The organism is Ruegeria sp. R13_0 (assembly GCF_017743995.1).
Lineage (GTDB): Bacteria > Pseudomonadota > Alphaproteobacteria > Rhodobacterales > Rhodobacteraceae > Ruegeria.
The window spans coordinates 98,158-111,519 of the sequence record NZ_JAGHRB010000004.1; the positions used below are offsets into that span (position 1 = coordinate 98,158).

The following is a 13,362-nucleotide window of genomic DNA, read 5'->3' on the forward strand; positions in this document are numbered from 1 at the left end:
TCGCCTCGGGTTAAACCTACGACACGAATACTCTGCCACGCTTTAGTCGATCCGAACTGACACCCGATCCGACGCGCCACGGGCGTCTACCACCACGAGTGCGGAATAACCGCGACCCGGGTTCGGAATTTCGAACTCGCGATGCCGTTGCCCCGTCAACACCGGAACGCCATCCGCCAAAAGCGAGAATGGTCCAACACCGCCGCGCAGTTTTATGGTCATAGGGCCTCCATCCGTCTCTAACACAGAGTTATTGGGCGGAAAGATCAGGTCCGGGGCGCTTGGGTCATCGTCGAACGCTGCCCCTCGGGGCTGAAAGCGTTGCAAGGGTTGCGGCAGTTCGGCGGCCCCCACAATCAAGGTCGATGGAGGCGGTGGGCGCAATGGCGTGGCAGTCGGTTTCAGGTGACCGAAGGCTTCGAACAGCAGTGGGGCCGACAGCTCTCCGCCGAACGCACCGGGGACCGGAGTGCCATCCGCGCGCCCCAGCCAGACGCCGATCACGTGCTGACCGTCAAAGCCAATCGCCCAGGCATCCCGGTGCCCGTAAGACGTGCCGGTCTTATACGCCAAGCCAAATGCGGCGGCCCCTGGTGGAGGGGTAAGACCGGCCAGAATATCGCTCACCTGCCATGCCGCGACATCGGACAGAACCCGAGGCGTCTCCGTGCGGTCCGCCAAGGCCTCGTGGCGCAACCTTGGCCCTTGCCCACCTGCGGCCAGCGTGGCGTAGAGTTGCACCAGATCGTGCAGGCTCAGCCCGACACCCCCCAGTGAGATGGCAAGGCCTGGGGTGCCTCCGTTCAATTGTGGGGATGCGCCGGCTTGCTGCAGGGCGGCCATCACGCGGGCAGGCCCAAGCTCATCCGTCAGCCGAACAACCGGGATATTGAGCGACAATTGCAAAGCGTCCCGCACCCGTACATCGCCACGAAAGAGGCCATCGAAGTTGCGTGGCGCGTAGCGGCCAAACATCACCGGGCTGTCGCTGATCAACGTTTCGGGATGGGCCAATCCCTGATCGAAGGCCAGCCCATAGACGAGAGGTTTCAGCGTCGACCCCGGCGAGCGCAGCGCCCGCGTCATATCCACGAACCCTTGCCGCGCCCCCGCGTAGCCCGAAGAACCGACCGAGGCCAGGATCTCTCCGCTGCGGTGATCAGCTACGATAAGCGCCCCAGAAATACGCGGCCCCGCTCGCGCCGCTGCCTGCGCCACGAGAGGTTCCAGCCGTTCCTGCAGTCCGGCATCCAGTGTCAGATCCAAAGCCTCTGATCCCGGGTTTTCGCGCCGCGCTCGGTCTGTCAGGTGAGGGGCTAAACGGGGGAATGGCCGCATCTGATCCGGGATATCTTCGGTCAGCGCGCTGTGCGTCTCGGACGCGGTCAGAACCCCGTAAGACTGCATCCGCTTCAGAACCCGGTCACGCGCGTTTCGGGCGGCCAAGGGGGCACGGTCCGGGCGTCGGACTTCGGGCGATTGGGGAAGGGCAATCAGCAGGGCTGCCTGTGCGGGGGTCAGGCGGCCTGGGTCTTTTCCAAACCACGCACGGCTGCCTGCGCGGAGGCTTTCCAGATTGCCGCCATACGGGGCGTGGGTCAGATAGAGGTCAAGGATCTGCTGCTTGCTCAGCCGCCGTTCCAGCGCCAATGAGACCCTAACTTGGCGAATTTTGCCCCTCCAGCGCCCGGTTGAGCCGTCTTCGATCAGCCGCGCGACCTGCATGGTCAGGGTTGACCCACCCGAAACGGTGCGCCCATTCCATAAGGCTTGCCCAGCAGCGCGGAGGAACGCGAGAGCGTCGACACCGGAATGTGACCAGAACCGTTTATCCTCATACCGCACCAGCATTTCGATGAACGCCGGATCCACCGGGCCGGGGTGCATGCGCCAGATGCCGTCCTCGACGGGGAAGGCCCGCAGAAGCGCTCCATCTCGGTCCCTTATTTCGACCGAGGTTTCGGCCAGAACAGGTGGCAGGACGGTTGCATCTATCCACGCATCCAACCGGTCCCGCGCAAAGGCGGTCAGGTAGAGCGCAGAGGCCAGCGCCAGCAGCGCCGGGGCGACCCCCTTACGCCGATATGGGTGGCGCGGGATCACTGCACCTCAACCCGCCCAGTATCCGTACGCGCGCGGTTTTGTGGGCGATACATATCCTCGACCGAGGCGGCCGGATGGTGGAACGTACCGGGCGTGACCGCGCGGGCCACATAGGCCAGCGTCACCGTTTCGCCCCCGGACAGATCGACCGCCGCGAGGAAGCGGTCCGAGCGGAACTCGGTATGCGTCGCGTCGGACAGGTCCAGCCAGTCCAACGCGCGCACATCGCCTGATCGCAACAGGTTGGGGTTGTCGATCTCGATCCCCGCTGCCAGAGGGTCATCGATCATCAACCGCGCGCCGCCGCTCTCGAATGGTGTGACGGTCAGGACGGTTACAAAGCGGTCACCGGCGGTGAAGGTGGACGGGTCCAGAGGGTCGCCTTCCAGCGAATAATAGGCTCTGTTTATTGCGTACCCGGTGCCTCCGGCTTCGGGTGGGGTGGTTGGGATGCCCGTCACTGTCAGCGTGATATCGGTTGGGTTGGCTGCGGTAGCCGAGATGTTCAGGTCATCCGTAAACCCTGCCTCACGCAATTGAACGAAGGGGCCCGAGACCGGCGCGCCGTTCATCATCAACCCCGAGTCGGATGGGTCGGATACAAGCGCATGCGCGGCCAGTAGGGACCACGAAGCCTCCTGCGTCGACAGATGCGCGCGGCTTGAGGTGACACGCTGGATCAGCGCGTCGCGATCCACCGCCTGACTGCCCGCATCGACGGCAAGGGTTAGCAGCCCGGCGGCATCCCGCAGGTCTGTGCCGTAGTCGACCCGCCACAGGTATCGCTCCTGCGCGGGTCGGCGCTGCAGTAGCTGGGCCGCGCGGGCGAACATGGCATCGGCGCGGGTCTGATCTCCGTAGGACGCCAGGGCCGCCCCAAGTTGCGCGGCGGCCAGAGGGGTGTCGAAAGCGTCACCCTTGGTATCCGCGTAATAGCGCAGATCGCCCATCGAGGCTGCGCCTTCGCGGGCAAGCACCATCAGAGCATAGGCGATATCTTCACCGCCTTCGTCAAAATCCGGGGCATAGTTCACGCGGTTTCGCAGGTTATCCATGGCCTGCGCGAAAGCGCGGTCCGACACCGGGTGGCCTTGCGCTCGGGCGCGCGAGAGGAAGTCGGTGACATAGGCGTCCAACCAGAAATCCCCGCTTTCTGCGCGCCAGAGGCCGAACGCTCCGTTCGGGGCCTGTCGGGTCAGGATGCTGCGGATCGAGTCGCTGATGCGTTGATCCACAATCGGCCCGTCACCCAGCCCCGACGCTTGGGCCACGGAGGACAGGTACAGCAGCGGCAGGGCCTTGCTGGTGATCTGCTCGGTGCAGCCGTAGGGGTAGCGGTTCAACTGATCCAGAAGGGCGGGCGTGTCGAATTTTGCCAAAGCGCCTGCAGACAGGATCGCCTTTGCGGTGCCGGGCTGGAAGCCATCGAACACGTCCTGGGTGAACAGGAAATTGTCGCCCGCACCCAGCGAAAACCGACGTGTTTGAGCCACGATAGGGTCGTTTGCGCGCACTGGCATCCGGAGGGTTTGTGACAAGTCACGGCCATCCGGTGTCGTGATCGCCACGCTGATTTCCGGGTCTCCGACGGCAAGCGCGCGAAGAGGGATTTCGAATACCGCCTTACCGCCGTCTTCAAGTACAAAGCTGGCGGGCGCTGTTCCCAATTCCAACCCGGATGAGGCGGTCAGCCCCAGTCCCATCTCACCTGATGGGCCATCGGCATGGACGATCTCAAGCAACATCCGGCTTTGGTCGTCGGGGGCCAGAAAACGGGGCAGGCTGGCGGTGACGACCACGGGGTCGCGCACGATCATCTCGGCCTCGGCCTGTCCGACGGCGGCCGCCGACCAGGCGACCGCCATCAGCCGCACGGTTCCGTTGAAGGCGGGCAGAGGGATGTCGACCTCGACCTCTCCGATTGCATCCACCTGAACCGGGCCGCTGAAAACGGCCATCAGGTCTTGTGTGGGCGGAGGGGATTGCCTCTGCATTCCCGAATTGTCTCCACCGGAACGGACCGTGCCCATTGCACCGTTCATGCCGTCGATCAGGCGGCCATAGACATCACGCAGGTCCACACCCAGACGGCGCTGGCCGAAATAGTAACCCTGCGGGTCGGGGCTTTCGAAACCGGTCAGATTCAGGATGCCGACATCCACGGCGGCCAGGGTCAGCCAAACAGGCTCTCCTTCCGGCATATTTTCGACCCTAATTAAGGTCTTGTGCGTCTCTCTTGGAGAGGTCACCTGCGGCACATCAATGCTCACATCCAGTGTGCGCCCGACAGGCTCAACTGTTGCATGGGCCACGCCCATTGAACGTGCCGGGTTCTGGCCGGCTGCGACATCCATGGGGCGGATCACGGTGGCGGTGACGTAGGCCCCCGCACCCCAATCCTCGGTCACGTCGATCGGGATCACGGTTTCGCCTTCTGGCACGTCGACCATCTGGCGGTGGATCAGCCGGTTCGAGAGGACCTCGATCTGCGCAACGCCTGCCATACGCGGCACGATCCGCAGTTGCGCCGTGTCACCCGGGCGATAGCTGTTGCGGTCCAGCGATATTTTCAGCCGGTCGGGCGAGGTTGAGGCGTCTGCCGCCTGATACCAGCCCGCGCTGAACTCCACGGCGGTCTCCGCGTAAGTGCCATCGAGGCGTTCGACCACCAGTTCGTATTGTCCCCAGTCAACCGGCTGCGACAGGTTCAGTGGGTCTGCACCTGTCTCAACCTCACCTGTGGCAATACGGGTACGTCGCGTGGTCGGCTCCCAATTCCAATCGCCATAGAGCTGATACCATTGATAGCGGGTTTCCAGCCTGTTCAACGTCCAACGCAGGCGCATGGGTTCAGCGGTCAGGTCCGGGGACAGGCCGATGATTTGGAACGCGGCCTCAGTGCCTTCGGGTATCACATCCTCGAACAGGGGGCGGATACCGATCATCGCCTGTGCGGATCGGACCGGAGCCGTCAGGCGGCGTTCGACAGGGCGGCCTGATCCGTCCGTCAATCGGGCGATTACTTCGGCTTCAAGAGGTTTGCCATTCGTCTCTAACACAGGGATTTCGACGGCAATTGAGGCCTGTCCAGAAGCATCTGTCTGCGCATCGCCGAAATAGGTGCTTTTAGTTGAGGTCTCGGCGTCATAGCGGCCGAAACGATAGGTTTCAAAGCCCAGAACGGCGCCGGTCGGGCGGGCGATGACCTGGCCGTCAATGCTCAGATCCGACCCCGGCGCGCCGAACAGATATCGCGCGTCGATCTGCAAGGGCGGCGTATCGCCGGGGCGCAGAGGGGCGTCCGGCAGGCTGAGGTCAAAGTCGATGCGCTCGGGCAGGAAATCCTCGACCAGCACGGTTTGACGGGCCAGAGCGTCGGCTTTGGGGTCGGACTTGATCTCAATCTTCCATGTCCCGCGCGGCACATCCGGGGCGACCGGCAGGCTGAAGACATGGCCGCCCGCAACACCGCCATCCGAGACCGCGCGGCGATACTCCACCCCATCGGGGCGATAGAGAACGGCAGTCAGGGGCAGGCCTTTGATGGCCTGAGATGTGTTGTCGCGCGACAGGGCTGTGACGTGGATAACCTCTCCGGCGCGATATGCACCCCTGTCGGTGGTCAGGAACACATCCACAGGACCCGCAGGCGCGCGCCCTTCGACCCCGCGATCCGACAGGTCAAAAGCAGGGTCGGTCAGAGAGAGGAAGCTGAAATCGGAATCCCCGTCAGCCACCATCACCAAAGCCGGTGCGCTGGCCCCTTTGCCTCGGGTCAGGCCCGCTTCGAACTGCGCATAGCCGCTGGCATCTGTCTGCGCCTTGGCAATCACCGCGTTGGCGTTTGAAACCAGCGAGACCTCGATCCCCGCGCGCGGGGTAGCGTCGTGCAGACCGCGTACTGTGACATGCAGCCCGTCGGTGCCAAGAGCAGTGCTGATCCCCAGATCGGTCAGCACAAACCACTGTGTCGCGCCCGGATCATCATAGGGATCTGCCCCGGGGACGCGCGCAGTTAGGGCGTAGATCCCAGCGGGTTGATCGGCAATCGCCTCGGCCATGGGTAGACGGGCGGTCATGCTCTGGTTCAATTCGTTTGCGATCTCGGCGGTGCCGGTCCAGACATCCTCGGCAATCTCGTCGGAGAACTCACGTTCCTGCCATTCGCTGAGGGGGCGGCCAAAGAAATCCTGCTGGACGGCCCGGATCAGGTTGCGGTCGCTGACGCGTCGCAGGGTCAGGTCCAGAGAGCCGGTATTGACCGTCTCGACCGGCAGGGCCGCATCCGCCGATTTCGGCAGCACATAGCTGCGCCCCGGAAACCGGACCAACGGAGCACGGTCACGGACGTAATGCGTCAGCTCGACAGTGCGGTTCAGGGCCTCACCCGAGGCCGCCGGAAGCCCGTCGCGCAGGGCAAAGCGATAGCGTTGACCATGCGCAACACCGTCCAGACAAAGGCTTTTGCCGTCGACCTGCACCACCAGCCCATCGTCACTGCGTTGCACAAACGGGTCATAGTCGACCCCCGCCTTGACCAAGGGTTCCGAGAACTCAACGCAGATACGCGGTGCGGCGGCGTTGCTTTCCACCGTGCTGTCGATGATGCGGAAGCCGTATTTTCCGATAGCTTCGTCCAAAGCCGCCAGGACATCCTCACGCGGTTGGACCTGTTCGGCCAGCCGCAGTGCCGACACCATATCTCGCCCGCGTGCGACCGCTTCCAGCGCGTCCGACATCACCATCAGCGCCGCGATTTGCGCCCCCTGTGTGTCCGCGCGCAGATATCCGTTGATGGCGGCGTTCAACGCGCGGGTGCGGAAGTCCTGCCGCTCCTGATATCCGTTCGGGTTCAGGCGCAGCAGCAGGCGGGCGTATTCAACCCATAGGTCGGGTGCATCGCTGAGGGTCACGGCCGCCCCAGTCCACAACATCGCAAGCCGGTCCGTATCTGCGTTCAGTGCTGACTCCAGCAAAGTCTGTAGGTCACGCCCTCCGGCAGAGTGACGAAACCCAAGATCGCGGGCCTGCTGAAACGCTTCGCTCAGGTCTTTCTGGCTAAGGAATGTGAGGGCCTCTGCACGCGTTTTCCCCAATATTAGGGTCTGTTCTGACGTGAGTACTTTCTGTGCCGACACCGCGCCCTGATAGGGCTCCTGCCGGTTCACACCGCTTTTGGGAAAACAGGCATCCGACCGAGTGTTATAGGTAAAGGCCGTGCAGCTTTGATTGGCCGAACACGCGCGGATACAGGACTTCAGATCCGTATCGAACAGCGCATCCAGATCCGAGCCGTAAAAATCCGCGTCTCGGGTCGTGATATAGCGGAACTCGGGCACGGTCGTCTGGGCCAGAGCGCCCAAGGCCAGGGCGAAAGTGGAAAGGATGTAAGTTATTGAAAAAAATACAAAGCGGTGCATTGTGACCTCCTGTTTGGGGTCAATTTGACACGTGCGGTGCCCCTCAGGCAACGGCTTAAACACTTTTTCACCGATTGCCCGGATGCTGACGGCAGAGCAGACCGGAATCACGCATCATGAGCCTTGCACAAAAACTGGCACAGGAACGGCGCGCGCGCCTGGCGGCGGAACGGATGTTGGCGTTGAAACAGGCCGAGTTGTCCTCGGCCAACCGCAAACTGGGCCGCCACGCGATGGCCCTTACCAAACGCATTGGTGAAACCCAGGCTGAGGTTGAGACCGTCCGGGACGAGAATGAAAAGGTCAAATCCGACCTGACCGAGGCCCATGCCAAGGTCGAAGTGGCCGAGCGTCGCCTGTGGCATTCGATCCAGACCATTCAGGACGGCTTTGCCTTTTTCGACGATGACAGCTGTCTGATCGGGGCCAATACCGCCTATCTGAGCGTGTTCGAAGGTCTGGATGAGGTCGCGCCGGGTATCCCTTACACGCGCATTCTCGAACTTCTGACCAACGAAGGCATCGTCGACACTGGCGCGGAGCAGGCCGGGGACTGGCAGGCCCGCATGCAAAGACGCTGGGCACGGGCCAATCCGCCACCCGAAGTGATCCAACTGTGGAATGGTCAATATATCCGCCTGATCGACCAGCGTGGCAGCGGCGGAGATGTGGTCAGTCTTGCCCTGAACATCACAGCCTCCGTCCGGCATGAGGCTGAATTGCAGGCCGCACGCGACCGCGCCGAGGCTGCGAACCGCGCCAAATCGGCCTTTCTGGCGAATATGAGCCATGAAATCCGCACGCCCATGAACGGCATCGTCGGCATGACCGAGTTACTGTCCGAAACGCCGATGGACGAAGAACAGCGCCTTTATGTCAACACGATCCGCAACTCGGGTGAGGCTTTGCTGGTCATCATCAACGACGTGCTGGATTATTCCAAAATCGAAGCGGACAAGCTGATCCTGCACCCCGAGCAATTCGATCTCGAACGTTGCATCCTTGAGGTTGCGATGCTGCTGCAGCCCAGCGTGCGCGACAAGGGCCTGACGCTGCTGGTGGATTATGATCTCTTCCTGCCGACGCTGTTCGTGGGTGATCCGGGGCGCGTGCGGCAGGTTTTGACCAACCTAGTGGGCAATGCCGTCAAGTTCACCAGCGAAGGTCATGTGCTGATCCGGGTGACTGGTGTCCCCCATCCGGACCGGCAGGATTGCGATGTCCACATCGCCATCGAAGACACCGGCATCGGGATTGAGGACGACAAGAGCAACCACATCTTTGGTGAGTTCAATCAGGTCGAAGATGAACGCAACCGTCAATTCGAAGGAACCGGTCTGGGCCTTGCCATCACCAAACGCCTGATCACCATGATGGGGGGCAATGTCTGGGTCGAAAGCGAAATTGGGCAAGGGTCGTGTTTTGGCTTCCGGGTGACTCTGCCCACTGCCGAGGGGCCACAACCCTCTCCGCCCGACCTGCAAGGGTGCCTGAAACACGTGATGCTGGTCGAGGATATGGCCGCCAACCGAGCCATTCTCGCCAAGCAGCTGGGGCGCCTTGGGGCAAAGGTCACCCTCTGCGCTTCCGGAGGCGAAGCGCTGTCGAAACTGGACCCCTCGATTGATCTGTTGCTATGCGATCATGACCTGCCCGACATGGACGGGATGGAGCTTGCGACCATCCTGCACGACCGCGGCTGGACTGAATTGCCGGTGGTCATCATGTCCACCAATCCGGGGGTCATTCACGCCAGCCCTGCACGGCATTTGATCGAAGGCGTCTTGCAAAAACCCATCCCCCGATCTGAGCTTTACAGCCGACTGATCGCCTTGGGGGATACCGCGTCCCAACCGGATTCTTCGCCTCAACCTACGCCTGAGACCCATCCAATCGGGAACCGCCTGATGCGCGTTCTGGCGGCCGAGGATAATCGGACCAACCAGCTGATCCTGAAGAAAATGGTTAAGGATTTGAACATCGACCTGTGTTTCGCAGGTAACGGGCAAGAGGCTGTTGATCTCTATCAGGAGTTTTCACCCGATTTGATCTTCATGGACATTTCGATGCCCCGCATGGATGGCAAACAAGCCACTGCCGAAATCCGCCGCCGCGAGGTCGAAACCGGTCGTCACGTGCCAATCGTCGCTCTGACAGCGCACGCCATGGCGGGGGATGATCAAGGCATTCTGGAGGCCGGTCTGGATCACTACCTGACCAAACCGTTGCACAAGACCCTCATCCAGCAAATGATCAGGGACCACTGCCCCGAGGACGCTGAACCTGTCACGCCCAAGCATGATTAATCGGCGGCAAAGACCCAAAAAAGGGATCCCAACTTCATCTGGCTAAAAATACCTCGGGGAGCCGCCATTGGTGCGCCATTGGTTCAAGCCCAAATGGCGGCGGGCTGGCCCCTCGCTTCCTACCCTTCACGCTGAGTAAGCACGCACGAAAACGGGCTTGTCGTCCTCGGACAGATCGGGGCGGTATTCATAGCCGCCGCTGTCAAAATCCAGCAAACCGGCCAGATCGGTCAGGCGATGCTGAATGATGTACCGTGCCATCGCGCCGCGCGCTTTCTTGGCGAAAAAGCTGACGATTTTCGGCGTACCTGCTTTGTCCTCCATGAAGACCGGAGTGATGACTTTCAGGTTAAGCGCTTTCAGGTCGACTGCCCCGAAATACTCTTGACTGGCACAGTTCACTAGGACCTCGCTGCCAACCTCGGCCCCTTGCGCGTTCAGTGCTTTGCTCAACTGATCGCGCCAATACTCATACAGGTTCTTGCCGCGCCGGGTTTTCAGCTTGCTGCCCATTTCCAACCGATAGGGCTGAATCGCGTCCAGAGGTCGCAGAACACCGTAGAGTCCGGACAGGATTCGCAGATGGTCCTGCGCCCATGCCATCTCATCAGTGTCCAGTGAGCTTGCCTCTAACCCCTGATAAGTGTCACCGGCAAAGGCCAATGCGGCGGGGCGGGTCGCCTCAAGCTCGGGCGCGTCGGCGAAAGCGCGATAGCGGTCGCGGTTCAGCCGAGCCAGATCATCGCTGAGGTCCATCAGTTTCTTGAGGTCGCCCAGTGTCAGGTTGCGCGCGGTCTTGGACAGACGGATCGCATCGTCCTGAAAGTCGGGCTGCGTGGCCTCAACATCCCGCTCTGCCCAGTCCAGCCGCTTGGCCGGGGAAATCACTACCAGCATATCCGCCCTCGTTCCTTGCCTGATAGGGCGTATTTAGGTCGTTTTGCGTTTCATCAAAAGTGCTTTTGTCGAAAGGCGCGTTCGACCGAAGAGAGAGGCAGCGTCTTTTGACGCCTTTCAAACGCGAAACGACCTAGCCCTCTTGCCGCAGCACGTCCAGAAAGGCCGCTCCAAACCTTTCGTGACGACGATCGCCCAACACCTGTTCGACCCCGCGCAGATCATCGGGTCGCATCTGCGCCACCTTCGCCAGTTGCGAGGCCGTGCAGCTGAGCGGCTTGTCGATCCCCTCTGGCCCGCGGGACAATTGTGACTGCACCTCAAGCAGGCGGTCGTAAATCTCGCCCTGCTCGCGCCCGGCCAGCTTGCGCCGCGCAGGGTGGACCGCTTCGACGGCCCCGGCGATGACCTCAAGGAAGGTGTCGCCATAACGTTCAAGCTTCTTGGCCCCGACCCCTCCGATCCGGGCCATGTCGTCCAGTGTTTGCGGGCGCTTCTCGGCCATTTCGATCAGGGTGCGGTCGGGGAAGATGACATAGGCCGGAACGCGCTGGGCTTCGGCCAGCGCCCGGCGCTTGGCTTTGAGGGCAGAGAGCAGCGGAGCGTCTTCTTCGGCCACCATCGCCTTGACCGCAGGGCGGCGCGTGGCTTTGCGGATGGTATCCTTGCGCAGGTTGATCTGCGCCTCGCCTTTGAGGATCGGTTTGGCGGCCTCGGTCATGCGCAGGGCGCCGTGGCGTTCGGGGTCGGGGCGGACCAGATCATGGCCCATCATTTGCCGAAAGATCGCCTGCCATTGCGGGCGCGACCAGTCCTTACCGATACCCCAGGTCGACAGCGTATCGTGGCGGCGCGCGCGGATCTTGTCGGTTTCATTGGCCAGCAGGATGTCGATCAGATGGCCGCTGCCAAACCATTCCTCGGTCCGTAGGATCGCCGACAGCGCCATACGGACGGGGGTTGTGCCATCAAATACCTCGGGTGGGGTGTCGCAGAGATCGCATTTCCCGCAGGGTTCGGCCGTTTCGCCGAAATAGCCCAGCAGAGTCTGACGACGGCACACCAGTGCCTCGGCCAGACCCAGCAGAGCGTTCAGGCGTGCATGATCCGCCATGCGCCGTTCGGGCGGGGCGAGGCCCTCATCCACCTGCGATCGACGCAAGCGAATGTCATCAGGGCCAAACAGTGTCAGGGTTTCAGCCGGGCCGCCGTCGCGCCCGGCGCGGCCGATCTCTTGGTAATAGGCCTCGATGGATTTGGGCAGGTCCGCATGGGCGACCCAGCGGATATCGGGTTTGTCGATGCCCATCCCGAAAGCCACAGTGGCGACGACGATCAGTCCGTCCTCGCGCGCAAAACGGGTTTCGACAATACGCCGGTCCTCGGGGTCCATGCCGCCGTGATAGTGACAGGCTGAATGCCCTTCGTCGCGCAGAGCCTTGGCCAGCACCTCGGTCTTGTTTCGGGTACCGCAATAGACGATGCCGGATTGGGTTTTGCGCGCGGCGGCGAAATCGAGGATCTGTTTGCGCGGACCATCCTTGGCGGCAAAGGCCAGATGGATGTTGGGCCGATCAAACCCCCGCAGAAACTTGCGCGGGGCGGTGCCGTCGAACAGTTTCTCGACGATCTCGTCCTGCGTTTCGGCATCCGCCGTGGCGGTGAACGCGGCCAGAGGCACGTTCAGGGCACGCCGCAGCTCTCCGATCCGCAGATAGTCGGGGCGAAAATCATGACCCCATTGGCTGACGCAATGCGCCTCATCGACGGCGATCAGGCTGACATTGATCCGGCGCAACATGCCCAGCGCGGATCCAGCGGCCAGACGCTCGGGCGCCATGTACAGCAGCTTGAGCCGCCCGGCCTCGAGCGCCTCCCATACCGCATCGGTTTCCTCAGGCGTGTTGCCCGAGGTCAGCGCACCGGCTTCAACCCCGGCCTCTTGCAGGCCTCGGACCTGATCGCGCATCAAAGCGATCAAAGGGGAGACTACTACCGTCACACCGTCACGCAGCAGTGCAGGTAGTTGATAACACAGGGATTTGCCGCCGCCCGTTGGCATAATGGCCAACACGTTTTCACCTGCAGTCACGGCATCGACGATCTCTTCCTGACCGGGGCGGAAGTCGTCGAATCCAAAGACATCTCGCAGCAGGGGTGCGGCGTCGAACATGTGTGGGGTTGCCCTGTTTTAAGGTTTATCTGCTCTTAAGACAGGACAATCACACACTAAGATTCGGTGAACAAGAGGTCAGACGAAATAGCCCGCATTGTTGATCAGGATGATCCGCGCCGCATAGACCCCGATCAGCACGACCAGAGGGGTCAGATCCAGCCCGCCCATATTGGGCAGGATACGGCGGATCGGGCCGTAAATCGGTTCGAGAATACGGTTCAGGCCGTACCAGATCTGCGCGACCAGCTGTTGGTGCAGATTCAGCACCTGGAAATTGATCAGCCAGCTCATGATCACGTGGGCGAGGATGATGAACCAGACAATGTCCAGGATCAGCAGCAGGATTTGGATCAGCGACAGCATGGGTACTCCGTATCTTTCACCGAAAAAGACCTAAGCACACACGCCGGAAAGAGCAAGCCTGCGCCAACTGAAAGCTTGCGAAATGGGCCAAACACCC

General features: G+C 61.8%; 6 protein-coding genes. 1 reads left to right on the forward strand and 5 read right to left on the reverse strand.

The annotated features are described in order from the left end of the window. Positions 1-42: 42 nt before the first annotated feature. Both pbpC and J7394_RS06570 read right to left on the reverse strand, forming a co-directional pair. Positions 43-2,103: a penicillin-binding protein 1C gene (gene pbpC / locus J7394_RS06565; protein WP_371811962.1), complete on the reverse strand. Its 2,061-nt coding sequence runs from the start codon at positions 2,101-2,103 to the stop codon at positions 43-45. Next, complete coding sequence (locus J7394_RS06570; RefSeq protein WP_209251742.1) at positions 2,100-7,523, reverse strand: alpha-2-macroglobulin family protein; 5,424 nt, start codon at positions 7,521-7,523, stop codon at positions 2,100-2,102. Before J7394_RS06570 ends, pbpC begins: the two co-directional genes overlap by 4 nt. Before the next feature lie 116 nt (positions 7,524-7,639). Between J7394_RS06570 and J7394_RS06575 the strand changes: the two genes are divergently transcribed. Next, positions 7,640-9,829 carry a response regulator gene (locus J7394_RS06575; RefSeq protein ID WP_209251743.1) on the forward strand — a complete coding sequence of 730 codons (2,190 nt, stop codon included), beginning with the start codon at positions 7,640-7,642 and terminating at the stop codon, positions 9,827-9,829. Between the two features lie 126 nt (positions 9,830-9,955). On the opposite strand, the gene yaaA is transcribed toward J7394_RS06575, so the two are convergent. From yaaA to J7394_RS06590, 3 genes are all read right to left on the reverse strand, one after another. Next, positions 9,956-10,726, reverse strand: a complete 771-nt coding sequence (gene yaaA / locus J7394_RS06580; protein ID WP_209251745.1) for a peroxide stress protein YaaA — start codon at positions 10,724-10,726, stop codon at positions 9,956-9,958. Positions 10,727-10,859: 133 nt separating this feature from the next. Beyond that, a complete protein-coding gene (gene recQ, locus J7394_RS06585) occupies positions 10,860-12,899 on the reverse strand; it encodes a DNA helicase RecQ (RefSeq protein ID WP_209251747.1) in 2,040 nt (679 codons plus the stop codon). Between the two features lie 78 nt (positions 12,900-12,977). Then, positions 12,978-13,265, reverse strand: a complete 288-nt coding sequence (locus tag J7394_RS06590) for a YggT family protein (RefSeq protein WP_170472916.1) — start codon at positions 13,263-13,265, stop codon at positions 12,978-12,980. Positions 13,266-13,362: the final 97 nt, after the last annotated feature.

What these genes read in the sequence shown, in the direction of transcription:
- J7394_RS06570 (WP_209251742.1), bottom strand. Translation starts at nt 7,523, where the DNA reads ATGCACCGCTTTGTATTTTTTTCAATAACTTACATCCTTTCCACTTTC.
- J7394_RS06575 (WP_209251743.1), top strand. Translation starts at nt 7,640, where the DNA reads ATGAGCCTTGCACAAAAACTGGCACAGGAACGGCGCGCGCGCCTGGCG.
- yaaA (WP_209251745.1), bottom strand. Translation starts at nt 10,726, where the DNA reads ATGCTGGTAGTGATTTCCCCGGCCAAGCGGCTGGACTGGGCAGAGCGG.
- recQ (WP_209251747.1), bottom strand. Translation starts at nt 12,899, where the DNA reads ATGTTCGACGCCGCACCCCTGCTGCGAGATGTCTTTGGATTCGACGAC.
- J7394_RS06590 (WP_170472916.1), bottom strand. Translation starts at nt 13,265, where the DNA reads ATGCTGTCGCTGATCCAAATCCTGCTGCTGATCCTGGACATTGTCTGG.